This is a genomic window from Ruegeria sp. C5, assembly GCF_056537605.1.
Map to the genome: position 1 here is coordinate 90,908 of NZ_JBQFRX010000003.1, position 23,297 is coordinate 114,204.

20 protein-coding genes and 1 pseudogene are annotated in these 23,297 nt (G+C 51.7%); 6 read left to right on the forward strand and 15 right to left on the reverse strand.

Features of this window, described 5'->3' with window-relative positions:
• Positions 1-32: 32 nt before the first annotated feature.
• Together ACR0AW_RS12035 and ACR0AW_RS12040 are read right to left on the reverse strand one after the other, a co-directional pair.
• Positions 33-971 (reverse strand): UDP-3-O-(3-hydroxymyristoyl)glucosamine N-acyltransferase, encoded by a 939-nt coding sequence (locus ACR0AW_RS12035; RefSeq protein ID WP_170733056.1) that lies wholly within the window; start codon positions 969-971, stop codon positions 33-35.
• Between the two features lie 3 nt (positions 972-974).
• Complete coding sequence (locus ACR0AW_RS12040) at positions 975-1,619, reverse strand: PIG-L deacetylase family protein (RefSeq protein ID WP_170733055.1); 645 nt, start codon at positions 1,617-1,619, stop codon at positions 975-977.
• Between the two features lie 539 nt (positions 1,620-2,158).
• Between ACR0AW_RS12040 and ACR0AW_RS12045 the strand changes: the two genes are divergently transcribed.
• Complete coding sequence (locus ACR0AW_RS12045; RefSeq protein WP_170733054.1) at positions 2,159-2,941, forward strand: class I SAM-dependent methyltransferase; 783 nt, start codon at positions 2,159-2,161, stop codon at positions 2,939-2,941.
• Between the two features lie 208 nt (positions 2,942-3,149).
• Entirely contained in the window at positions 3,150-4,481 is a 1,332-nt protein-coding gene (locus ACR0AW_RS12050) for a formyltransferase family protein (RefSeq protein WP_170733053.1), read from the forward strand.
• A 7-nt stretch (positions 4,482-4,488) separates the two neighbouring features.
• Here ACR0AW_RS12050 and ACR0AW_RS12055 read toward each other — a convergent pair whose 3' ends face one another.
• The 6 genes from ACR0AW_RS12055 to ACR0AW_RS12080 are packed head-to-tail and all read right to left on the reverse strand — an operon-like array spanning position 4,489 to position 12,356.
• On the reverse strand, positions 4,489-5,496 hold the full coding sequence (locus tag ACR0AW_RS12055; protein ID WP_170733052.1) for a GNAT family N-acetyltransferase: 1,008 nt from the start codon (positions 5,494-5,496) through the stop codon (positions 4,489-4,491).
• Positions 5,493-6,521: a lysylphosphatidylglycerol synthase transmembrane domain-containing protein gene (locus ACR0AW_RS12060; protein ID WP_480444213.1), complete on the reverse strand. Its 1,029-nt coding sequence runs from the start codon at positions 6,519-6,521 to the stop codon at positions 5,493-5,495. Before ACR0AW_RS12060 ends, ACR0AW_RS12055 begins: the two co-directional genes overlap by 4 nt.
• A complete protein-coding gene (locus tag ACR0AW_RS12065; RefSeq protein ID WP_170733050.1) occupies positions 6,508-7,353 on the reverse strand; it encodes a class I SAM-dependent methyltransferase in 846 nt (281 codons plus the stop codon). Before ACR0AW_RS12065 ends, ACR0AW_RS12060 begins: the two co-directional genes overlap by 14 nt.
• Positions 7,354-7,403: 50 nt before the next feature.
• Positions 7,404-9,314 carry an asparagine synthase (glutamine-hydrolyzing) gene (gene asnB / locus ACR0AW_RS12070; protein ID WP_170733049.1) on the reverse strand — a complete coding sequence of 637 codons (1,911 nt, stop codon included), beginning with the start codon at positions 9,312-9,314 and terminating at the stop codon, positions 7,404-7,406.
• A 6-nt stretch (positions 9,315-9,320) separates the two neighbouring features.
• Positions 9,321-10,406 (reverse strand): glycosyltransferase, encoded by a 1,086-nt coding sequence (locus ACR0AW_RS12075; RefSeq protein ID WP_170733048.1) that lies wholly within the window; start codon positions 10,404-10,406, stop codon positions 9,321-9,323.
• A 24-nt stretch (positions 10,407-10,430) separates the two neighbouring features.
• The gene (locus ACR0AW_RS12080; protein WP_170733047.1) at positions 10,431-12,356 is read right to left on the reverse strand and encodes a hypothetical protein; all 1,926 of its coding nucleotides are present in this window, start codon (positions 12,354-12,356) and stop codon (positions 10,431-10,433) included.
• 206 nt (positions 12,357-12,562) lie between these two features.
• Between ACR0AW_RS12080 and ACR0AW_RS12085 the strand changes: the two genes are divergently transcribed.
• The 4 genes and pseudogenes from ACR0AW_RS12085 to ACR0AW_RS12100 form a co-directional block, all read left to right on the forward strand.
• Complete coding sequence (locus tag ACR0AW_RS12085) at positions 12,563-13,867, forward strand: polysaccharide deacetylase family protein (RefSeq protein WP_170733046.1); 1,305 nt, start codon at positions 12,563-12,565, stop codon at positions 13,865-13,867.
• 101 nt (positions 13,868-13,968) lie between these two features.
• Positions 13,969-15,423, forward strand: coding sequence for a hypothetical protein (locus tag ACR0AW_RS12090; protein ID WP_170733045.1), 1,455 nt, complete (start codon positions 13,969-13,971; stop codon positions 15,421-15,423).
• Entirely contained in the window at positions 15,420-16,661 is a 1,242-nt protein-coding gene (locus tag ACR0AW_RS12095; RefSeq protein ID WP_170733044.1) for a DegT/DnrJ/EryC1/StrS family aminotransferase, read from the forward strand. The genes ACR0AW_RS12090 and ACR0AW_RS12095 overlap by 4 nt, the downstream gene beginning before the upstream one ends.
• Before the next feature lie 24 nt (positions 16,662-16,685).
• Positions 16,686-16,819 (forward strand): annotated as a pseudogene (locus tag ACR0AW_RS12100) (recombinase family protein); the annotation flags it as partial.
• Positions 16,820-17,492: 673 nt separating this feature from the next.
• Here the strand turns inward: ACR0AW_RS12100 and ACR0AW_RS12105 are convergent.
• The 7 genes from ACR0AW_RS12105 to ACR0AW_RS12135 all read right to left on the reverse strand — a co-directional run bounded on the left by ACR0AW_RS12105 (position 17,493) and on the right by ACR0AW_RS12135 (position 23,230).
• Positions 17,493-18,590 carry a M56 family metallopeptidase gene (locus ACR0AW_RS12105; protein WP_170401969.1) on the reverse strand — a complete coding sequence of 366 codons (1,098 nt, stop codon included), beginning with the start codon at positions 18,588-18,590 and terminating at the stop codon, positions 17,493-17,495.
• Positions 18,577-18,972 (reverse strand): BlaI/MecI/CopY family transcriptional regulator, encoded by a 396-nt coding sequence (locus tag ACR0AW_RS12110; RefSeq protein ID WP_008759241.1) that lies wholly within the window; start codon positions 18,970-18,972, stop codon positions 18,577-18,579. The genes ACR0AW_RS12105 and ACR0AW_RS12110 overlap by 14 nt, the downstream gene beginning before the upstream one ends.
• Positions 18,973-19,038: 66 nt before the next feature.
• Positions 19,039-19,440, reverse strand: a complete 402-nt coding sequence (locus tag ACR0AW_RS12115; protein ID WP_170401966.1) for a DUF2160 domain-containing protein — start codon at positions 19,438-19,440, stop codon at positions 19,039-19,041.
• 8 nt (positions 19,441-19,448) lie between these two features.
• Positions 19,449-20,246: a carbohydrate ABC transporter permease gene (locus tag ACR0AW_RS12120; RefSeq protein ID WP_058280831.1), complete on the reverse strand. Its 798-nt coding sequence runs from the start codon at positions 20,244-20,246 to the stop codon at positions 19,449-19,451.
• The gene (locus ACR0AW_RS12125) at positions 20,243-21,106 is read right to left on the reverse strand and encodes a carbohydrate ABC transporter permease (protein WP_170392846.1); all 864 of its coding nucleotides are present in this window, start codon (positions 21,104-21,106) and stop codon (positions 20,243-20,245) included. The genes ACR0AW_RS12120 and ACR0AW_RS12125 overlap by 4 nt, the downstream gene beginning before the upstream one ends.
• Positions 21,103-22,179, reverse strand: coding sequence for an ABC transporter ATP-binding protein (locus ACR0AW_RS12130; protein ID WP_170733043.1), 1,077 nt, complete (start codon positions 22,177-22,179; stop codon positions 21,103-21,105). The genes ACR0AW_RS12125 and ACR0AW_RS12130 overlap by 4 nt, the downstream gene beginning before the upstream one ends.
• Position 22,180: 1 nt before the next feature.
• Positions 22,181-23,230 carry an ABC transporter ATP-binding protein gene (locus tag ACR0AW_RS12135; protein WP_170733042.1) on the reverse strand — a complete coding sequence of 350 codons (1,050 nt, stop codon included), beginning with the start codon at positions 23,228-23,230 and terminating at the stop codon, positions 22,181-22,183.
• Positions 23,231-23,297: the final 67 nt, after the last annotated feature.

Consider the following 23,297-nt stretch of genomic DNA (forward strand, 5'->3'; position numbering starts at 1 on the left):
CTATCCTAATCTTAAGCACCGCTATCCATAAATTATTTCGAGTCACGAAGGCCTGCGTATATTTCGAGATTTCTTTGATGAGAGATTGCAAAGTTCCCCGATACCACTGTGTTATCAGGGAGATGCGAAATGACGATGCTGCCGATCTTGATATTGCAATTGCGTCCAATCCGCCGATTGTTCGATATCGTCGATCCAGCCCAGATTTCAGTTCCGCTACCGATCTTCGTGCCACCGGCGACCTGGCACCTAGTTCCTATCAAGCAGTCTTCGTCAATTTCGACATTATGTGCGATCTGAGTAAGGTTTCCGATGCGAACCCCATTGCCAATCATTGTGGGCGACAGGCCTCCACTATCAACACAGGTGTTTGACCCAATAGAGACATCGTTCCCGATTACGACACCACCGAGGTGTGGAAACGGCTTAAGGGCACCATTTGGCTGACGTACATGTCCGAAGCCAGGCGCCCCGATGACGCAACCAGAACAAATCTCAACGTTGTCGCCTATGCTTACGCCTGGGTAGACAGTCACATTCGGATGAATAATCACATCTGCACCAATTGCTGCTTCTTTTGAGACAGATGCAGAATGAGCAATCCAGGTATTCTCGGACGTTTGAGCAAACATAGTTTCGTCGTGGAGGCCCTTTGAGAAAGCTATTTCATCGCTGTAGAGCCCAACCAGGATCATTCTAAAGGTGTCACGTGGATTATCCACCAAAATTAGTGTTTTATCGCTCTGAGCTGCTATGTCTTTTGCTTTAGCGTCGGGTAAAATCAAAATACTTGCCGGAACAGAGATTACGTCGGCGGATACCTCGCGCGACCATGTAAGATTTATTGATTCACTTTTTCCAATCGGAGCAGGGCCTATAAAGTCGCGATGGTCTCCAACGATCCTATGGGCTACCCGCATTTTTGTAAGAAACGAGCAAAGAGCTTCGGAGTTTATTGATTGGAACAGCACGGATCAAACCTTTAGAGTAATTAATTCAAACGCTTCTGAGTATTTGACACCCTGCTGGATGCCACGAACTGCAGCAAGCCCCCGAATAAATTCAGATTCAAAATAGTTGCGGTTCTTCAGAATCTGAGACTCATACGACTGTAGTGCTCTTTGCTTCGCCGCTAGATGCTCTTCAGTAACCCGGACAAAAACCCGGCTCTCAAAGCGGAAGTTGTTCCAAGGTAGCTCGTAGCCCAGCATAGTGGTCGTTTTGAATGCGCGCAGTGACTCATTGTGAACAACTTGATGATCCTGATGAACGTCACCACCGGAAGGCGTAAAAATTATGTTTGGTTTGATTTTGCTTCTTAGTTGCACCAGATCTTCGAGAACATCTTGGCGCGAATAATTCAAGCGCCTTACTTGATAATCAAATACGTGCAGCCGCTCTTTGGGAATATCATAAGTTTCCATAGCAGCAAAAAACTCACGTTTTAGGTGGTCCTTGTCGAGGCCACTAGGCAGGGATTGCGCGGCCGTGGAAAACACTGCGACATCAACGGTTTCGCACTCCTCCATGCATCGAGCAAGCGTTGCTCCACACCCAAGCTCTACGTCGTCAGTATGTGGGGCGAGAAACAATACTCTCGCACCGCTGAAAAGACTCATGTTGCCCTCCGGTACAACGCTCTGGTTTCGATCAAAAAAGTGTTATCGGCGTTCTGGCTAGAAATCATAGGGCATTAAATATGTCTAGCAGAAAACCTCTGACTTTGTTGGAGAGATGCCAGCAACCATTTCCGATCAATAAGGTTGGGTCGTTGAGAGTCGCGCGCAAACAGTTCATCAAGGGCTACGAACCTGAATTTGCGCGAACAGTTGACAGCGCTCTTCAGGTTGCCTTCGGCAATTGGTGAGTCAGTTGAATGTTGTGGTAAGGCTTGTTTCGAATGCCGCTTAGCCTTGCGCTGGAAAAGCCCATTGGCCTGCCAACCAAAGGTCGCTTAGGCAAGAAATCAGAACGGCAACAATTCGTGACAGGTCCACAATTGCCAGATAGATGACAAGTAACGAGCCAAATCATTGCGATGGTTTTACTAGGTTGCATGCCACGCTGAGATTAACGTAAATGCGATTGCATCTGAATTTCTAGGCAGGAAACCATCTAATCTGGTTTGGACGAAGATGCGATTTTTAAGGGCTTGTCAATGAAAAGAACTATCGCTGTCGGTCACCGTCTCCCTTTCGTCAAGATTCCCCTCTTCGGTGATCGCGACCGCTTCGGTTTGATTTCGGACCGTAAAGATCCAATGTGGGACGAATGGGAGAAAGCGTGCGCGGATTTTTATCGGGCCAACCAGCGATCAGGGCTCGGAAAGTCTATCAACGACGCGGGTTACCGTGTTCTAAGTACATTTGATTTCACCGGAAAAACTGTGATCGAGATCGGGCCCGGTTATGCGCCACATTTGCCGTTCTTTAAGACGAAACCTTCGCATTACATTCTGATTGATATACGCGAAGAGTTTCTACTGAACGCCGCTGAACAATTGAGCAAGATGGGAATTTCCTACGAAACTCATCTGATCGATCCACAAAATCCGCATAAGCTACCTCTAGAGGCTGGTGTGGCAGATGTTCTGCTGACATTCTATTCTCTCGAGCACCTCTATCCATTGCAGAGTTTCGTTGAGGAATACCGACGTGTTTTGCGGCCCGACGGCCATGTTGTTGGTGCGATTCCAGCTGAAGGCGGGCTTGCCTGGGGCCTTGGAAGATACTTTACTTCGCGTCGTTGGTTGAAACGCAATACTACGATCGATCCCGACAAGCTGATCTGCTGGGAACACCCAAACTTCGCTGACCATATTCTCGATGTTCTTGGCGGGTCGTTCCACTTCAAAAAATTGACATATTGGCCGCTTGGTATTCCATTGATCGATACAAATTTGATAGTTTCCTTCGTCGCAAAAACTCGACATGACGAATGATTGCAAGGCAGCATCCGCTATGAGTAGGTCGGTTCTCGTCATCACGGGGAACGGATCGCCGGCCCGAGCAGCTGCAAATATCTATGCAAAAGCTTTCTCTGAGGCAGGCTACACTATTCATTTCATTGAGAATACGATAGGTCCAAGGCGCATCGCGAGTTTCTTCTGGAAACGGTTCAGACGTTATGGATTACGCGATGTATCAAGCATGTTCTGGCTACGTCTAACTGGTCCGGGGCCTGCGTCGGTCGAAAAAACCTATACACTGCATAAGACCGTTAGTGACCTGGATCACATCGACACCGATTATCTGGAGAGTATCGCTCCGTCTGTGGTCATTACCAATGCCTGCGCCCTTCTGAGTGGTGCTTTGATTGATCGTCTTCATTCGTTTGGATGTGAGATTATCAATGTACACAATGGCATAAATCCCCGTTACCGAGGAACCGGAAACATCTGGGCTGCATACGAGCGCAACTTCAAGATGACCGGCGTGACGCTTCATCATATTGATGCGGGTATAGATACAGGCGAGACCATTGCTACCCGCTATATTGATTTCATCGCACAGGAGACGTGTTTCAGGCAGATTGATGTTGTCGCCTTTGAGGAAGGCGCAAGAATGGCTGTCGAGTATGTTTTGGAGGGATCCGTAACCGGAACGAAAGGAGTTGCTGCACGCAGCCGCGCTTACACCTTTCCACGGCAGGGCCAGTATATCGCTGCGAAGGCACGATATAGTGCGGCACTGAGCGCCGATGCAGTTTGTCAGACATCTGAAATCTGGCAGAAATCGTTTAAGGATTTGGCATCCGAAGAAGACAAGGATGTTTATCAGCGTCAGCACTGGGGGGACTCTGGTACTATCGCTTCGCGGGATCAGCTTGTACGACAGATCGTTGATGAATGCGGACCAGGCCCCAAAATCCTGGACATCGGTTGTGGTGACGGGCGGTATCGTAGCTTTTGGACCGGTAGCGATTATTGGGGCTGCGATTTTTCATTGGAAACAATGAGCTTAGGTGGCAAGCTGGTGCCTTCAACTACCCACTTACAGTGCCCAGTCCGACCAGGTGCAGAAGTTCTTAGCGATGGTGACGGAAATCATTTTGTAGAGGCGGCCGTCGATGCGATGCCTATCGGGGACGCTCAGATGTCTACTGTACTTTGCGTGGGTTTGTTCCAACATCTTGATAACACGGGCGAGGCGGCGGATGAAATTTTGAGGGTGCTGGCGCCGGGTGGCCAGTTAATTGTCAACACATTGAGACAACCATCGTGGTTTGAGCTCTTTCCGCTGCGACTGCTTGGCTTGATGAAGAGGGATCTTGGTGCCCTTGTGTCGGCGATTAGCCGACAAGACTACTTTTGCGATATCGAAATTGCTGGCACAAAACTCGCACGCCGCTATTCAGTCGCCGAGTTGTCTTTGCTTTTCGCTCCGCAAGCTGTGGTGAAAGCCGTCCATTATGGTGGACTCGGGAGAACTCGCTTTTTGTCGCGTGAAATCACGATTGTATTTGAGAAAAAGCACCGCTAGGCGTATTTTATGTTAAATGAGGCACTAGGACAGGCGGTGCGGCTTTCAAAAGCCATATTGGGCTATGCGCAATTACTTGGCGGGCCAGAGAAAAGCTAGAATTCAAGTCTATCGGCTTAGGCGTATGTTGCCAATAATAGGCATAGGCGGGGCTTTCGATACAGCCCCAACGTTGTTTGAAAAACAGAAGTGGTGCATCACTAGGTGCTGAGGAACCAAAGCCGAATGTTTGCGCTTCAGCTTCAATGGCCAGAGAAATCGCATGATCCAGTATGAGTGATGCTAAATCACGCTGGTCAAAGTCTGCCCGCATTGCTCCCCAGCAATAATCCCATCGCTGGCTGTCATGTAGCAAGAACACCCCGCCGACCACTCGCGAATTTTCTCGCGCCAATAACAGTGTACTATGACTCTCAATCTCAAGAAGACGCTGATACAGCGAAAGAGGCTGGCAAATCATCCGGTGCTTATTCCGGTATAACTGTAACATCAAATCGTACCATTCGTTCAGATCATTCGGATCTCGACTGGTACCGATCTCTAACTCGGCTAGTTCTCTCCGAGCTTTGTTCACCTTCGTACGATGACGTTTTTTGTAGCTTTGCCGCTGTTTTTCAATCGTGGAAGACAGCGGCACTTCGCTGACAATTGAAAAGATGGTTTCCGCTAGCTCATGCTGATTAACTACATCTCCATCCAACCGATCTAGCGTCTTGTATTCAGCATAACAGCGCGGGCCTTTGGTTTTGGCCAAAGAAATCAAGTGTTTCACTGCGGCCTGTTGTGAACCTTCCCCTGTGAGCGGTGGATAGAAATTGAAAGGTGCACTTGTAATTTTATGACCGGAAAAAAACGAATGGCTTGCAAAGGCCGGAACCCCGGTAATACCGGTTTCGCTCATTACCGATTGATGGAGCGGTTTGATTTTATAAACGTGCTCCAGCACCGACACAAATTCGCGGGCATTCATATAGGAGCCGGCTTGTGCTTCTGTGAAGAATTCAACCAGACTCATTGGGTGTCTTCCGTTTTATGCCGTTTGCCGTGAATCTGCCAAATTCTCTGATAGAGATCCCGGAAGTTGAACCCATCAAATACCAGAATGTACAGAAGCAATAAGATATTTGGCACTAGCACGATCAATCTCAGCATCAAGCCGTGCACCAAACCCTCGACGACGGGGATTCCGTATGTGCTCAAGGCGAGAGCAATAGCAAACTCATAAGTTCCAATTCCACCAGGAGTCACCGTTACAAATAGACCCAGCGCTCCGGCTATGAAAACCAACAGTACCGCCAATGCGCCGATCTGAGCAGTTGTTCCTTCAGTGTTCAAATGCACGAGGTAAACATAGAAAATAAGGTAGGAATTGGCCCAGACGATGACAGATAAAACGCCCGCCTTCGTAAGAACAGGGGTAGAGTTGGTCAAAGCGTACAGGAACTGAATGGTCATCCGTTTCAATCCGTCAAAGGGCAAATTTTGAACGGCGCGAACCAATGCGTTTGGCGCAAATATCAGTAGTGAAAACACAAGCACAAGGGTCACGGCCAGCGCGGAAAGCAAGGTGGTGCTCCCGATCAGTGCCTCGTCTCGGGCGGCTCCTTGAGCAAAGATCAGTATAGCCAGCATTCCGAGAAGGACAAAAACGTCGAGAGCGCGCTCATAAAATAGGATAGAGAATCCCTTGGATAGCTCAAGAGAGGCACGCTCAAGCAGATACACGGGCTTGACGAGGTCTGATAATCTGCTTGGAAAGACAATTAAAAGTGAGGCAACAAGCGCTATGGATTTGCTCCCGGTGGCAAGGCTTACGCGCCCTTCGCTAAGCACTTGCATTCGCCACGCAGCGCTTATCAGCGACACCCCGCTGACGAGGACCGACAAGATAAAACCTCTGATCGGAACAATGGTGTAGTCTTCCTGCCAGAGTGCCCGAGTTGCCCAGATGATCAACAAACCAAGCAGCAATAGTGCGATGCTAATGCGAAGGACTGGCCGGTTTTTGGGTGCTTTCGTTACGAATCTATTGTGAGGCATCGCGCTTTGTCAGACGAGCGTAAATCATGAAGCCTGCGTGCTTATCGAGAAACTTGTGTAAGCCAAGAGGTATCGGGAAAGGTAGCGCCCGAGCCGGAAAGAAGTGATAGAAGATCTGGTCAATTTCAAAATATGGAGACAGCAAATCGACAAATTGCTGTTTCGAATAGGATTTTCCTATGGGGTTCTCGGCGCCGTCATAAAGCCGGACAATTTCGTCAACATCAGAGTTGTTCATTATGTCTTCGCGCCCACGTCCTTTGAGACCACCGCCCAGCTTACTGACGATCCATCCGCCATATCGCAAAATCGGCCACATCCGGATAAACAGATTTCGGTAGTAGACCGAGATCATCGCGGTGCCGCCAGGTTCAAGGACACGAGCGATCTCTCGCACGCAAGATTCTGTATCGGGCGTGTGATGGATTACTCCCTGACAATTCACATGGGTAAAACTCGCGTCGGGGTATGTAAGCTTTTCCGCGTTTTGCTGGCTCGCCTCGACTGTCAAACCATAAATTTCAGCGCGTTTTTTTACCAATTGTACCGCCTGTTCGGTCAAATCCGCCGAACTGACGTGTTTGGCACCCCTATTTTGCAGTTCTACAGACCACATGCCGGGACCACAGCCTAGGTCCAGAACGTGCTCATTCGTCTGCGGGCTTGGGAATAAATGATCGGGCAAAGCACCGGCAAAGCAATCATCAATCACGACCTGACGATGGTGATCAAAAAAAGCCTTCGTCGCAGGCTCATGTTCGGATTCACCGGTGAACAAGGGATTTGCTTCCCAAAAATCGCGGACGTCATCGATGGTTTTATTCTGACTCATTTCCATGATGCCTCCAATTGAACCATTGAATATTGGTTTTGGTTCCGGACTTACTTGATATCAAGGCGCATATGCCACGTCTCTTCCACCTGGCGCAACCATGCTTCAAGGCTAAGTAGCATCCAAATTCGGTGGCTGGGCAACTCGTCCAGCGGGCGAAATTTCCGCTTCAGACTTCTTTGGTAATCATGAACCACAGCCTCAAGGTACTCTGGCCTGAATAGCCGTTGCAGAGGGCTGTCTTTTGCAGTTAGGCGCTTGGTCATCCAAGATTGCATCGGCCCTCGCAGCCAATTGCGCAATGGTGTTGGGAATCCACGCTTGGGCAATTGGTATAGCTCACTGGGTAAAAGGTCGCGGGCACCACCTTTGATGATTGCCTTCAATTCTCCGCCTGTCAATTTGACGTCGGATGGAATCGAAAGCGAAAGAGCAATCATCTTATTGTCGAGCATTGGAGTTCGAGACTCGAGCGCATGCGCCATCGAAATCTTATCTTCCACCACCAATAAACCCGGCAGGTATATCTTGAAATAGGTGTAAATTAGCTGTTCGTACAAACTGTGTGCTTTGGCGTTGACCTCCTTCAACTTGGACGCCGGGTCATGGGGCTCCAAGGCGTTCCAGGCATTGGGCTGCAAAACGCGAGCCTGATGTTTGCGTGAAAACAAAACCGGAAGCAAATAGCGCCCTTCTCCTCCGCGCAGCATCGAAAGCGTAAAGTAGCCAATGTGTGGGAGCTCGGACATACGGATCGAGCGCAGCGCAAACCAAGTCTTCCTTAAGCTGCGGCGGAAACCGGATAGCACCGCGGCAAACTTGAAGACAGGGTAGCCGGAAAAGAGTTCGTCACCTCCATGTCCGGTAAGGATCACCTTGCATTTTTGCGCAGCAGCTTGTGCAACCAAATACTGCGGAAGTGCACCCATACCCATTTGGGGAGCGTCAAGTGCATAAGCCAGATTATCCATCTCTGCCATCGCACAATCTGGAGTGATATCCACACCTTGATGCGGGGCGTTAATACTGTCAGCAACAAGCGCGGCCCCTGACATCTCATCGTACCATCCACCTTCGGGGAAACGCCCGGTAAAAGTCAGTGGTGGGGTCGGCAATAGCGCGGCTGCGGAACTGGCTACTGCCGAACTGTCAAACCCTGCACTGAGATAACTGGCAACCCCCACGTCGCTCATCAGGTGTCGCTGTACACTTCCCTTTAAGGTATTTTGAAAGCCCATGGAAGCTTGCACGAAGTCAATTTCGTTGTTTGGAGTAACGCAGAGCTCCCAATAGTGTGTCTGCGTTACGTGATCTTCAGAGACTTCGAGAAAACAGCCAGGCTCAAGAAGCTTGACATCCTGAAAAAGCGTCGTTGAACCGAACTGGTTCTGGTAGGTCAGGTATTGAGAAAGTCCTGTTGGATCAATTGGCCATTCTCGGGCATCGATAGCGCCAAAGAGGGCCTTGATTTCAGATGCGAACAGAAACTCGCCCAACCGGGTGCTGTAATAGTATACCGGTTTGATACCCATCCGGTCACGAGCAAGGATGAGACGTTTTCGGGCAGGCTCCCAGATGGCGATCGCGAACATTCCGTTTAACTTAGAGAAGGCATCCGTTCCATACTGTTTGAATAGGGGCAGAATAACTTCGCTATCGCAATCGGAGTGAAACACATGACCAAGCGCTTGCAATTCGCGACGTAATTCAGGGTAGTTGTAAATCTCTCCATTGACGACACTGCTCAAGGTGCCGTCGGTGCTGTGCATTGGTTGGCTTCCCGCATCGGTCAGATCGACAATCGCAAGGCGCGTATGTCCGAGAGTAATATCGTTATCCGACCACATTGCCTGTCCATCGGGTCCACGATGCCGCAGGCGTGCCATCATTCCATCAACCCGAGTTTCACGGTTCTCGGGTGTCCCACGAGCAAAATCTAGAATACCACAAATCCCGCACATATCCTGTTACTTATCTTCCAGGTCTTTGAGACGAGCGCTGATCCGGGATAGCAGGACATAGTTCTCTTCAAAATTCTTCCGATTTTGTTGAGAAATGAAATAAAACACCATGAAGATAAAAAGTATCACCGATGAAATGAATACTAAGAACAAGGTAAGGTACCCGTTGATCAACGTTTCGCGGAGCGATTCGTAGAAGGAAAATGCCTCAACTCCCATTCCGCCCCAGATGTAGATAGTTAGAAAGTTCTTGAGAAGGATCACCAAGCCAACAAAGATGACGCTTGAAAGGAGCACCGTGGGTACAAACAAAATCAGTCCCGGTCGCAGCAGCCAGTTATAGACCAAGTGTGACGCCATCGTGCTGGACATCGAAACAAAAGGTAACGATGCAATAAAGCCTTTTTTAGCGGCTTTTCCACGATCCCGATCGCGCCATTTCAGCAAGGCGGGAACCTCGACAATCTTCAGGTTGCCTAATCGCGCTTTTTGTAGGATCTCTAGGTGTAAGTCTTTGCCATCATTAATTAACTCCATAGCATTGATGGCCTCGCGCGTATAGCCGCGTACGACGCAGGTCACGGTTGCAAATTGCCCATTGAGGCTGGCCGACAGAATTTTGTTTCCCCATTTTGACATCAATGCGCGCGAAGTTGGCACATTCTCGACACCACCACCGGGCGCATACGCCGAGGCCAAAGAGATATCTGCAGTGCCATTCTGCAATGGCTCAAGTAATGCAGGAATGTGTGACGGGGCGTAAGAAAGGTCGGCATCAAGACAGATCACAACCTTCCCTAAAGATTCATCAAAACCGGTCCGAATAGCTTTTCCGCGCCCCATGTTGCGTTTGTGATGTGTGACCCGAACTCGAGCGTGCTCTTGTGCATAGCTATCAACAAGATCACCCATGCCATCAGTTGACCCGTCGTCGACGACCAGAATCTCGTAGTCGAGATCTGGCATATTCTTCTTAAGCCAGTCCCGAAGTTCTGTTAGATTTCGAAGGATGATCTCGCTCTCGTTAAATGCGGGGACAAGAAGTGACAACTCAGGAGTAGCAAAGTCCTGCGGCATATCTGCGTATGTCATATGGGGTCTTTCAGCAAGTCGGAATTAGGATGCATTTAGGCTGGCCACGTCGAGAACGAAAAAGGTATCATTCTCGAATACTGGTGTATAGCGCGGACCATCCACGGCGTGTTCTTTTAGGTATACAAAATAATCGATTTCATAGTCACGGACCATGTTGGTCATCCAGTCTAGGTCCTGCGCGTAGTATATCCTGCGTGCAATACTACAGACATTTCGAAAGTTCCGTCGGATACTTGATGGATCCTCCTGCAACATTTTGCGACTATCGATACCGATCCTTTTAGCACGCGCCAACCCTTCGTCGAAATTGTTCAAATTCCCTGAGTAGAGCCATCCATTCTTGAGGAATTCTTGAATGCTACCCCAAGAGCTGCGCTGCGAGAAATCACGCCAACCATATGAAATACAGGGATCGGTCATGAATAGATCGGTTGGGTCAGAGTTGCTCTGCGCCCATAGTTGTACTTCTTTGTATTCCGATGCCGTGGTGCGACGGTTTTCTGTTAGCGTGTAGCGTTCAGTGATCCATAGATAAGACAGAATCATGCTGATTAGCAGAATGCTGAGCGCGGTCAGCCGCGCCAGCCAATTCGGCAAATGCCACAGCTTAATTGAGGTAGCTGATTGAATGAGGATTAATGCAACCCCAACTAAGGATAAAGCAAAGAGCCATGGCGTACCGAAATATCTAGCAAACGACAATTGATATCCCGCATGAAAGTGAAGGGCCAGCAGTAAGGCTGGGGGTAAGGCAAACAGGACAACCGCCGTTTCGTAGGACCACAACTTAGGTCGGTGCACAATGGCACCGATGACCGGACTGGCATAGAGAAGCGCAAGCACGATTGAATATGGATATTTCTGAAACAGCGCTGTCGCGAGAAAAGCAATGCCAATCAAAACATACCCATAATTGCCGCCCAGCAAATCGCGAAACAGACGATGAACTATGATCGGTAGTAAAAGCAGCGCACCAAATGCACTTAGTCGCTGAGGTGATATCTTTAGTAGTTTTACACTCCACTTATGTTCGGCTGCCAGCAAGCCAAACAAACTAACGATACAAATTACGGAAATCATCACCAGGATCTGCTTGCGGCGCAGATCACCCAGTTCGGGCGTGCGCCTCAATGCCTCGACACCTACCAAAACAAGCCCCATGAAGGGCAGAAGCACCCTGTCCGGGTTTGGTAGAATCATGCCCAAATCGGACAGATACCAATGAAAGTTGAAGAGGCGACTAAACTCGATATACTCAAATTCAGGTATTTCTGGCCCCGTCAGTGATTGTGACGCGATGAATTCAAAAAACCAGATCGCAGAAAATGTGACGGATACAACAGCCGCGATCCACGGTGTCGGCCGTTTCAACTCGGACTTGTCAATCAGGAAAGCAAAAAACAGAACCGGAAGGGTCAGCGCTGTCATGGACGGATGGATGGTAAAGCCGGCCGTCAGAAGGACCGCCATCAACACATATCTATGGGTCAAAAGCGCGCAAAGCGCCGCTAGTCGCAGCATGTCGGCAAAAACGTAGAATTGCCCGACCAAGAATGGTGTGCCAAATCTTGCAAGATCAATCTGGCGGGCGCTACTTGCTAAAAAAAGGATGGCAAGCAGAACAAAACTGTACGGAAGCGTTTGCGGTAAAAGTGTTCTCAGGATCAAAACAGCGCCAGCGATCAATAGCACGACTTCGCAAGCGATCATCATGTACATAGCGACGATAGGCTGAATGCCTAGATAGCTAGCGACAAAGGGATAAATCCAAACAAGCAGTGAATTGCCGATAAAGGCGGCACCACCAGGGTAGTCCTTAGAGAAGTTCTCAGGGTAAAGTACCGAATTCGCGAAATCCACGGCCGAGAACCCACCCCAAGCTACAACGAGGTCTAGTTCAAGGAAATAGGTGTGCCCAAGGTAAGCGAATACCGCCAGAGCGGTCATACACAGCCATATAACCGCGAACTCATGACGTTGCATTAGGATTTGCCAAATTTCATAGAGACCCGCAAAGGGTTGCCAGCGCAGGTTTTTTCATGGAGGTCTTTCACGGTGTCGGAACTGCGATCAGCAAGGGTGTGCTTCCGTTCTATATCTGCTAACTGGGTGCTGTTCTAGTCCTTTTTGTGAGACCCCTCATGTCTAATAATGTGGTTGTCCAGTTCGTCTTGCAAAGTGCTGAGCGCTATTGTGCCGAGGCGACGAAGGATGCCCTGATTGACCTTCCAATACCGACTACTTCAAAGCCATTCGATTGGCCGCTTGTCCGCATTTGCCTGCCGGACTGGGCCGCGGATATTGGTGTCGGCCAGCCCTCGCATCTGATGGCGCCAGCCTTTTGTGTAACAGGTGAAGGTGCGGACTGGGAGTGCTGCGATTGGTGGCGTGCTTGTTTTTCATTTCTGACTTGCGAAGCTGAACGCCATTACGAACAGAGAATGGGCCCCTGTCATTCCTATGCCTATCGGCTACCTAAGACACTTACATCACTCTGGGACCATGCTTGGGTAAACCGTATTCTACTTTTTCTGCGGCGCTGGGCTGCCTGGAAGGCAGGGCGAAACGAAGCTGATATGTTTGGTGCGTTACGTGGGGCGGAAATTTTGCTCACGCATGATGTTGATGCATTACAAAAAACCTTGCCAATAAGGATCAAAGCGCTGGCCTTTGACGGGTTCAACGCCCTTAAGCTTGCACGGCAAGGTGCGCTTCGTGACGCTGTAAAGCGATTGGTCAAAGGGACTGGTTTTTTCTTGCGTCCGGCCGATTATAATTACTTGGCGCATATTGCTGCCCTTGAGCAAAGTTTCGGACAGGTCAGCACATTCAACTTCCACGGTGGGAAATCGCGACGGATACGCGGGCCAAAACGCTATCTGATGGATCCCGGCTATGATGTGACATCTCCGTCAATTGCACATGAGTTGCGCAAATTGGCCGCGAACGGCTTTACGATCGGAGTCCATCCATCCTTCGACGTTTTTGCCGATGCAGGACAATTGCGCGCCGAAATGGATCGCATACGCTCAGCAACAGGTTTGTCGGTCGTAGAAATCCGCCAGCATTGGCTGCGCTTCAGTTGGGCAGACACCTGGCGGGCGCAAGAAAAGGCGGGGCTATTGCGTGATACCACATTAGGTTTCAATGATCGCCCAGGATTTCGCAATGGTGCAGCAATGTGCATACCGGCGTGGATAGCACCAGAAAAGCGCGCCTCAGAGCACTTGCGTAGTATACCCATGATCCTTATGGATTCACATTTGTTCGATTATCATGTTTCAGACGAGCAAACGCGACGTGCCACAATCGATCGGTGGTTGGACGAGGTGAAAGCCGTGCACGGGATCGCCACGGTGGTCTGGCATCAGAGAGTGTTTCACCCTAAGGACTACGGCTGGGGGGACGACTACACCTATCTCCTGTCTCGCCTGCCTGGCTCCAAGGAAGATCTTTAATGATAGACAAGGTCCATTGCCCATATCTTCAACAGGTGCACAGGGCGTTGCCACGACTTCTGGCACTCTTTGACACAGATCCGCTTTCGCCAACGCTTGGTATGGGTGATCGAACTTATTGGGCTTGGAAACTCAAGGACTTTCCCAATGCCACACAACAAGGTGCGGTTAACGGGCTCGCGCGGCTTGTCTGCGCGGATCTCCTGCCGGATGGGATTAGCGCGAGATCGGTGATCGAACGGATCATACAGATCATCCACGGAGCGAATGAAGCTACCGATCGTAACGGATCACTATCTGAAGCGCTTCCAAATGAAGGGTCATTTTGCGTCACCGCTCTTGTTGCTGCGGACGTCCTGACTGCGCTGGATCTGCTCGGCGACCGACTGACTGCACAAGAGCAGCAAGCGGTCGAAGCCGTCGTCGCGCCGTGGATTGCATTTCTGCATCGCCAAGACGAGTTTCACGGGATCATATCAAACCATCTCGCCGTTGCGGTCCTTGCGCTGGTAATGTGGGAAGACCGCACAGGCGAAGACCAAAGCGTACGTGCGAAGGAGTTTATGAACCGAATTCTGCAGCATCGTTCGACCGAAGGCTGGTTCCGTGAGTATAATGGGGCTGATCCGGGCTATCAAAGTTGGCTTATGAGTGCGCTTGCCGAGGTGCATAAGCGGCGCCCTGATTGGGCACTTGGTGATGCGTTGGAACAAGGATGTACTTTTTTGATGCATTTTGCACATCCCGACGGGTCATACGGCGGAGTTTATGGCAGTCGTATGACCCGGTTCTGCTTTCCTGCCGGATTTGAGGCGCTTGCCCACGAAATGCCGTCAGCACACAGCATGGCGATTTTTGTTCGCAACTCGATCTCTCGTCATGCACTGGTTACGCTGGATACTATGGATGCCCATAATTTGGTTCCGCTATTCAATGATTACGTCTGGGCAGCTGTTGAGCGGCGCGCCAACAGCTGCCGCCCAACCCCCTTGGGCCTTCCCGCCACGCAAGCCGGCCTTCGGGTTCATTTTGAAGATGCTGGATTGTTGATCGACGTAGGGGAGACACACTACACCGTCATCGCCACAAAGAAAGGTGGCGCCTTGCTTCATTTCCAAAACGGCATAGCTGTCCGCGAAGACGAGGGCACAGTTTGTACCAAACGTGGGTCTGCGCCTTTGACTTCGCAATACCTGGATCAGAATTCCGAACTTCAAGTTCTGGATGCTACGGTGCAGATTTCATCTGATCTACGGCCAGCACGTGCACAGTTACCAACTCCTTTCCGCTTTATCATTCTTCGAATACTGTCACTTACCTTTTTCCGCACTGTCGCATTGGGAAATACGATCAAAAAAGCGCTCGCTGCCTTCCTTGTCACCAAAGTGCCTAAGGCGAAGGGTAGAGTTACACGGTTGATAACCCTTGGTCACGATCTGAACCTGCAAGATACGGTTCAAGCACCTGCCGGTTACAAGCAAACCAAAGCCTCTAAATTCAGGGCGATACACATGGCCAGCCAAGGATATTGGCAAAGATCGGACGATACCCGATGATTCCGCGTTTCAAGGCGGATTTTGGTGCCGCGGAGCTTCGTGCTGCATTCAGCCCATTACTTGGGCGTGAAAAGGAAATCGCAAAGTTCGAATTAGATTTTGCTGGGCTCTTTGACCAGCGGTATGCCATTGCAATGCCTTATGGGCGCACTGGCCTGATCATGCTGCTGAAAGCGTTTGGTTTTGAAGGAGACGAAGTGCTGTGCCCATCTTACACCTGCCTTGTCGTTCCCGAAGCGATCGAAAAAAGTGGCAACCAAACTGTATTCGTCGATTGCTCGGCTGCCGACTACAACGTGGATTTTGATCTGCTGGAAGAAGCAGTCGGCCCACGTACAAGCGCCTTTGTCGCAACCTCGATTTTTGGACATCCCATAAATGCTAAGAAACTAGCGTCATTTCGTGCGCGTCATCCGCAGATCAAAGTAATCCAGGACTGCGCCCACAGCTTTGCAGCCGAGTGGGACGGGGAATCGGTGGTGGCAATGGGTGATGCGGCCTTCTTCGGACTCAACATATCCAAGACGATGTCCTCGATCTTTGGTGGCATGGTTACAACAAACGACGTGGCGCTTGCCGAACGCCTGCGAGTGCTTTGTGCCGAGCAGATACGCGCCCCGGGAGTAAAGAAAAACCTTGCACGCAGAGCTTATGTGCTGGCGGCTTGGACCGCATTCACCCGTCCGGTATATGGTGCAGTAAACTGGCTTGAGCGTATTGGCGCCTTAAGTAAGTTCACAACCTACTATTCTGAAGAAACCGTTATGATGCCTTCAGACTATCTCGACGGGATGACAGCTATAGAAGCGCGGGTCGGGCAACTGCAATGCGGCAAGTACAAAGACATTGTCGCGCATCGGCGTGCGGTCGCGAAGATATATTTTGACGCATTGTCTTCGACTGAAGCAGAGGATTTTATCCTGCCACCCAACCTTGCTGGCGCCAGTTACTCGCATTTTGCCGTTCGGACCAAATTCGCACCCGCCCTCATTGAGGACTTGCGTAAGAATGGTGTCCAATTGGGGCATCTCATCGAATATCATTGCCCTGATCACCAAGCATTTAATGCAAGGCGCTGCATCGGCCCACGTCATGCTGCAGAATGGCCAGGAACCATGATTAATTTGCCATTGCAGCGTGATCTCAAGCCAGCTGAGGCGTTAGAAATCGCAGAATTGATCACGGGTAGTTTGCTGAGATTACGTGCAGAAGCCCCGAGAACCTGCGTGTTAAAGTAAGTTCGATCCAGAAGTTCTTGAAGATTCAATAAAGCAACCAGCATGGGACGATTGACGCTGAGCGTCTTGCTCGCTTTGCGCAGTTTGTACGAGAGGTGACCGCAGAGCGCATTCGAGACAAGATTGCTGCTTCCAAACGAAATGAGTTGTGGATGGGTTGAGATGCAGCCTGCGGATACCTCGCAGATGGAAGATCGCTGCTAAAGATGGATGAAAAAGAGGCAGAAAGGCACTTCTGATGATGGCATTCCATCCGTGATTTGTGCAGTCAGGGCTGATAGAAGGCGAACTTCAATGGAACAGCGCTGAGAAGTTCGCGGGTTTCTGAGTAGAAGCTGCTTCGCATCCCAAGGGTTCAGCCCCGACAGGCAAATCAAATCATCGAATGTTTCCGGCGCAACTGCGGGCGCGGTTGTCCACGATCAATTGGGACAACAAAGGTTTACAACACACTCACTATGCTGAATGACCGAGTACGCTGGCAGATCGTCTTCGGGGCGTTTCAATGGCTCGCATAGCGGATAAGAAGGCGTTGTAAGGGCTCTCTGCCAAACTTGGAACGTTCACAGCACCGAAGTATAACCAGACCTTGATTTAGAAATGGCGATGCTGCGTTGTAGCAGGTTGGAATGGCATAAATTGCTATCGAATCGTTCTCGGTCGATCAATATCGAGCAACGCGGACGCCAGCGTTAAAGCCGCTGACAGCGATACCTCAAAACCAGACTTATTGAAAATCAGCAGCACTTTAGCGCAGAATCTGTGACTAACTTGCTAGCAGTAACCGCAAGTGTAACCCCCCAGCCCTCATTGGACATACACTACGGCCAGTTAATTCCCCTGATTACGAGCTTCCAGCCGTTCAAGGTTTACAACCGTCGAAAGCATAAGACGATCATGGCTCCAATCCTGAGTTTGACGAACCGAGGCCGAACCAATTGCAAGCACAACAACAAGGGAAAGCGCCGACCCAACGAAAATAGCCGACAATTGGGTCGTCGTCACTGGTGCATCGGTCAGGGCGATCACACGCTGTCGCAGAACATGCTTTGCTTTCGGCCCGTTAACCAAGGCCACATGAAGAATGCGAGGGCTTTTTAGCTTAACCGATCGTGTGCAGTAGTCCAGTAAACAGGCGGTATAGTCGGTCGCGTCAATCCCTTTACGCGAGACGACAGACTGATCGCAGGCCAATTCGCGAAGCCGGTCAAACTGATGCTTCATAGCCAGATAGGCCGGGTTCCAGAACAGCAACGGGCGTAAAAGCTCGAAACCCAGTTCCCATTCCACGTCCAATGCGCGGATGTGCTGAAACTCGTGCGCCAGAGCAAAGCGCAGATCGCGTGGCGAGTTCAGTAGATGGCTGGGCAAAACAACGTGGCGGCGACGAAGGCCGCGTACTGCAAAGGGTACGGTCACGCGATCCGAAAGACGAATGTCCACTTTGGCCGATTGTCGCCATAGAAAGCTGGAGCTTACAGCGTTGCGAATTGCAAGCGCGTTGAGGGCAACCCGAATTGCCAGAACAGCCGCCACCAAAACCAGTGTAATCAACGCACAAGTCACAAAAACAGAGCCGCCTGACATGACATGATCAACCCAGCGTTCGCGCGTGTTCAGAAGGGTTTCGAACTGCGCAGCCGGCATTGCGATTTCGCCGCGCAAATAGGCTGCCACTGCGATATCCCCCAGCGCAACAACCCGTCCGGGCCATACCTGAGCAACAAAACCCGAAACACCCATCGCCAGAACCGGGCTGAGCATAACGCCGATGCAGAGTATCTTGAGCGAACGAAGCTGAGCAACAAAGCCGTACCGCATGGGCGTCAGCGCAAGGCCTCCGCGCACGGCCAGCCAGATCAGCGCCGACAATCCAAGCACTATGTTGAACTCGAGAAACGCATCGAGAACCGGTTTAACCGCTGTCATTTTGCAGTCTCCTCTCTACCAGTGCTCGAATCTCCTCTAGATCATCTTCTGTCAGCCCCTCATCATCGACCAGCCTTGCCACCAGAGTTGCGGGCGTGTCGTCAAACAGGGTCCGGGACAAATTCTGCAACGACCGCGACTGATACCTGTCCTTCTCCAGAAGGGGTCTGTAGATCAGCGACTTGCCGTTCTTCTCGCTTTCGACAAAGCCCTTTTCATCAAGAATACGCAAAATTGTGGCTCCGGAAGTGTAGGCCAGATTGCGATCAGGTGGCAGGCGATCAAGGACTTCACGGACCGAGCCCTGACCAAGCGCCCAGAGTTCGTTCATGAACTCAAGTTCCACGTCGGTCAGAAGATTTGTTGTCTTTTTCTTTCGCATCGATCTCGGTGTCGCCATTATTTAGTATGCCTGACAGACAAGCATCCTTTCGCTGTTTCTCAAAGCTTAAACTTTCCAGAAGACGAAGACGCCCCAACCGATGGACAGGAAAAGAGGCGTCCATACAGGTTGGCCTACCAGCCCAAGCCAGGCCAGGAAGATATAGGTCGAGCCGAGCAGTGTTATGAACAACCGATCGCCCAATGTGGTTGTCAGACCAAGTACACCGCGACGTTCAAGGCCGTCGCGGAACTTGAACCCTTCCAATAGTCCAATTAATGCGATGGCCGCGAAGATACCCACGAATACCGCCAACGTCGCCGGGGTCCAGGCCATCCAGAAATCAGGCCAAAGAGGGGCGGTCCACGAGAATCCCTTTTCCTCTTGCTGGCCAACATTGCCCCATCCGGCTTGCTGGGCGAATGCCATCGAAGGCAGGAAGGGGAGGGTGAGAAGAAGTCTACGCATATCGAACCTCACACACGGCCCATCGCGAAACCGCGCGCGATGTAGTTGCGGACAAACCAGATGACAATGGCACCAGGGATAATGGTCAGTGTTCCGGCTGCTGCCAGCAGACCCAACTCATACCCCGCGCTGGAGGCGGTGCGGGTCATCACGGCGGCGATGGGCTTGGCCTCGACCGCGGTGAGGGTCTTGGCCAGCAGCATCTCGACCCATGAAAACATGAAGCAGAAGAAGGCCGCGACGCCGACACCCGCTTTGATGTTGGGCAGGAAGATCGTCACGAAGAAGCGTGGGAAAGAATAGCCGTCGACATAGGCTGTCTCATCCAATTCTTTCGGGATGCCGCGCATGAAGCCTTCGAGAATCCAGACCGCCAGCGGCACGTTGAACAGCGTGTGCGCGAGCGCCACGGCCAGATAAGTGTCGAACAGGTGGATTGACGAATAGAGCTGGAAGAAGGGCAGCGCGAACACCGCCGCTGGCGCCATCCGGTTGGTCAGCAGCCAGAAGAATAACTGCTTGTCGCCCAGAAACCGATAGCGCGAGAACGCATAGGCCGCTGGCAGCGCTACACAGACCGACAGCACCGTGTTGATCGTCACGTAGATTATCGAGTTGATATAGCCCCAATACCACGTCGGATCGGTGAAGATGGTAATGTAGTTCTCCAGCGTGAAGGTCTGGGGGAACAGGGAAAAGCCCGACAGGATCTCGTTCGTGGTCTTGAAGGACATCGCCACCAGCCAATAGATTGGCAGCATCAGGAACGCGATATAGAGGATCGGGATAAGGGACCGCTTCTTCATTGCGCGTCATCCTTTGTCATCAGAGTGTAGAAGACCCAGCTGACCAGCAGCGTGATGGCGAAGTAGATCAGGCTCATCGCGGCCGCAGGGCCAAGGTCGAACTGTCCCAGCGCGATCTTCACAAGGTCGATCGACAGTAAAGTGGTTGAGTTGCCGGGGCCACCGCCGGTCAGAACGAAAGGCTCGGTATAGATGTTGAAACTGTCCATAAACCGCAGCAGAACGGCGATGGTCAGGACGGTTTTCATCTTGGGCAGCTGAATATAACGGAATACTGACCAGGGGCTCGCGCCGTCGATCTTAGCAGCCTGATAATAGGCATCCGGGATCGACACGAGGCCGGCATAGCACAGCAGCACGACCAATGAGGTCCAGTGCCAGACATCCATCACGATGACCGTGATCCAGGCCGACAAAGGTTGCTGCGTCATGTCATAGTTGATGCCCAGGACGTCATTCAGGAAGTACCCCAGCAAGCCGATCTTGGGCAGAGTGAAGATATTCCACATCGAGCCGACCACATTCCACGGGATCAGCATCGGCAGGGCCATCAGGACCAGACAGACCGGCACCCAGAACCCTTTGCGTGGCATGGAAAGCGCCACGATGATACCAAGCGGCACCTCGATCAGCAGGATCAGAAAGGTGAACAGGAACTGCCGTCCCAGAGCCGCCTGAAACCGGTCGGAACGCAGGATCTGTTCGAACCAGCCCAGTCCTTCCCAGAAGAACTGGTTGTTACCGAAGGTCTCCTGCACCGAATAGTTGACCACCGTCATCATCGGCACCAGCGCATTAAACGCGACCAGCGCCAGCACCGGCAGGACAAAGAACCATGCTTTTTGGTTTTCCGTTCTCATTGCGTCCGCTCCTCGGTTGCGATCCAGCCGTCGCGGTAGACGCGAGATTGTTCGGGTTTGAATTGCAGGTACACATGTTGGCCAGGGTTGGGCGCATTGTGTTCTGCTACGGCTTTCACCGGCGTATCACCGACCATGGCACTGACCACATAGTGTCGCCCGATATCTGCGACCTTGGTGACATGGGCAGGGATGCCGGTTTCGCCAAAGCTTATATATTCAGGCCGGATACCCAGATCGGTGCGGCCTCCGTCACCGTGGGTCTGGCCTTCCAGCATCACTTCATGGCCTTCGAATAGGGCCCGATCGCCCTTCGCTTCGCATGGGAGCACATTCATGCCGGGTGAGCCGATGAAATGGCCGACAAATGTGTGCTGAGGGCGCTCGAACAGTTCCACAGGGGTGCCGATCTGCACGACTTCGCCCTCCTGCATCACGACAACTTCGTCCGCGAAGGTCAGCGCCTCGGTCTGGTCGTGCGTGACGTAGATCATCGTGGCTTTGACGCGCTGGTGCAGCTCTTTCAGCTTGGACCGCAGTTTCCATTTCAGATGTGGGTCGATAACAGTCAGCGGCTCATCGAACATCACCGCGTTCACGTCGTCGCGCACCAACCCACGACCCATCGAGATTTTCTGTTTGTTGTCCGGGCTCAGACCTGAGGCCCGGGTATTCAACATATCCGTAACGTCCAGCATTTCTGCAATCTCATCGACGCGACGTTTGATCGTTGCCGGGTCAACCCCCCGGTTCTTCAACGGGAAGGCCAGATTTTCGCCCACAGTCATCGTGTCGTAGATCACCGGGAACTGGAACACCTGCGCAATGTTGCGTTGATCTGGGGGCAAGGCAGTAACGTTCTGACCATCGAACAGAATCTGTCCCTCGGAAGGCGTCAGCAACCCCGAGATGATGTTCAGCAGCGTTGACTTGCCGCATCCTGATGGTCCCAGCAGCGCATAGGCCCCGCCGTCGCGCCAGGTGACGTCGATTTCCTTCAGGGCGTAATCCTGTGGCCCCTTGGGATTGGGGAAATAGCTGTGTCGCAGGTTTGCAAGCTTGATCTGTGCCATGTCAGGCTATCCTTTTGCCGTCTTGGCCGAAATACCGGCAATGGGCCGGGTTCATGTAGAAGCTGTGGTCTTCACCCACCTGATAGGGATGGACACCCGAGGCCAGGGATACCCACGCCTCATCCCCATGTTGGAAGTGCGCGCTGGAATCCGAGCCCGAAAGCTCGGTCACGATGACACGCCCGGTCAGCTCCACGTCGGCGTCGGAAGAGCGGAACGGGGTCACCCGGTGCGGACGCACGGCGACCAAGTAGTCACCATCGGCTATGTCGGTGACTTTCCAGCCACCACCGCCGACCAATTGCGCCTGCGCATCAGACACAGTGATGCGCGCCACATTGATGGGCGGGTCAGAGAACACACGAGCTGCAGAGATGTTCTCGGGGTTGCGATAGATATCTGAGGTGGGGCCAAATTGGGTGACGCGTCCGTCCTCCATCAAAGCGGTGTAGCCGCCAAGCATCAACGCCTCTTCCGGTTCCGAGGTGGCATAGACCACCACGGCCCCGCGCCCGGCGAACAGGTCGGGCAGTTGTTCACGCAGTTCTTCACGCAGCTTGTAATCGAGGTTGGCCAGTGGTTCGTCAAGAAACACTGCGCGGCTTTCCTTTGCAATCGCGCGGGCCAGCGCGGTACGCTGCTGCTGGCCACCTGACAACTCATGCGGACGGCGCTGTAGCATTGGGCGCAACTGCAGCAAGTTGGCGGCCTCTTCGACGCGGCCTTCGATTTCGGATTTTGCCATCCCCGCCACGCGTAAGGGCGAGGCGATGTTGTCGAAAACGGTCATATGCGGGTAGTTCACGAAGAACTGGTGTACCAAACTGATCTGCCGCTTTTGCGTGTTCAGCTTGGTGACGTCCTGCCCGTCCATCAGAACTTTGCCCGAGGCGATCGGGTCCAGCCCTGCCATCATCTTGATCAGCGAGGTTTTGCCCGACCCCGTAGCGCCCAACAGCACATTGAAATGGCCAGTCTTGAGCGTCAGGTTCGTAGGCTTGATATGGATGACATTGCCAACCCGTTTGGTGGCGTCTTTAAGTTCGATCATGTCCGTGGGTTCCGGTCCTTCAGTGCGTCGCACTGGCCTTGGGGTGGGGATGCCGCACACGGCACCC

Bases quoted from the DNA above. Each gene is read 5' to 3' on its own strand.
- ACR0AW_RS12040 (WP_170733055.1), bottom strand. From the start codon at position 1,619: ATGAGTCTTTTCAGCGGTGCGAGAGTATTGTTTCTCGCCCCACATACT.
- ACR0AW_RS12045 (WP_170733054.1), top strand. From the start codon at position 2,159: ATGAAAAGAACTATCGCTGTCGGTCACCGTCTCCCTTTCGTCAAGATT.
- ACR0AW_RS12050 (WP_170733053.1), top strand. From the start codon at position 3,150: ATGTTCTGGCTACGTCTAACTGGTCCGGGGCCTGCGTCGGTCGAAAAA.
- ACR0AW_RS12055 (WP_170733052.1), bottom strand. From the start codon at position 5,496: ATGAGTCTGGTTGAATTCTTCACAGAAGCACAAGCCGGCTCCTATATG.
- ACR0AW_RS12060 (WP_480444213.1), bottom strand. From the start codon at position 6,521: ATGCCTCACAATAGATTCGTAACGAAAGCACCCAAAAACCGGCCAGTC.
- ACR0AW_RS12065 (WP_170733050.1), bottom strand. From the start codon at position 7,353: ATGAGTCAGAATAAAACCATCGATGACGTCCGCGATTTTTGGGAAGCA.
- asnB (WP_170733049.1), bottom strand. From the start codon at position 9,314: ATGTGCGGGATTTGTGGTATTCTAGATTTTGCTCGTGGGACACCCGAG.
- ACR0AW_RS12075 (WP_170733048.1), bottom strand. From the start codon at position 10,406: ATGACATACGCAGATATGCCGCAGGACTTTGCTACTCCTGAGTTGTCA.
- ACR0AW_RS12080 (WP_170733047.1), bottom strand. From the start codon at position 12,356: ATGACCGCTCTGGCGGTATTCGCTTACCTTGGGCACACCTATTTCCTT.
- ACR0AW_RS12090 (WP_170733045.1), top strand. From the start codon at position 13,969: ATGGGTGATCGAACTTATTGGGCTTGGAAACTCAAGGACTTTCCCAAT.
- ACR0AW_RS12095 (WP_170733044.1), top strand. From the start codon at position 15,420: ATGATTCCGCGTTTCAAGGCGGATTTTGGTGCCGCGGAGCTTCGTGCT.
- ACR0AW_RS12105 (WP_170401969.1), bottom strand. From the start codon at position 18,590: ATGACAGCGGTTAAACCGGTTCTCGATGCGTTTCTCGAGTTCAACATA.
- ACR0AW_RS12110 (WP_008759241.1), bottom strand. From the start codon at position 18,972: ATGCGAAAGAAAAAGACAACAAATCTTCTGACCGACGTGGAACTTGAG.
- ACR0AW_RS12115 (WP_170401966.1), bottom strand. From the start codon at position 19,440: ATGCGTAGACTTCTTCTCACCCTCCCCTTCCTGCCTTCGATGGCATTC.
- ACR0AW_RS12120 (WP_058280831.1), bottom strand. From the start codon at position 20,246: ATGAAGAAGCGGTCCCTTATCCCGATCCTCTATATCGCGTTCCTGATG.
- ACR0AW_RS12125 (WP_170392846.1), bottom strand. From the start codon at position 21,106: ATGAGAACGGAAAACCAAAAAGCATGGTTCTTTGTCCTGCCGGTGCTG.
- ACR0AW_RS12130 (WP_170733043.1), bottom strand. From the start codon at position 22,179: ATGGCACAGATCAAGCTTGCAAACCTGCGACACAGCTATTTCCCCAAT.
- ACR0AW_RS12135 (WP_170733042.1), bottom strand. From the start codon at position 23,230: ATGATCGAACTTAAAGACGCCACCAAACGGGTTGGCAATGTCATCCAT.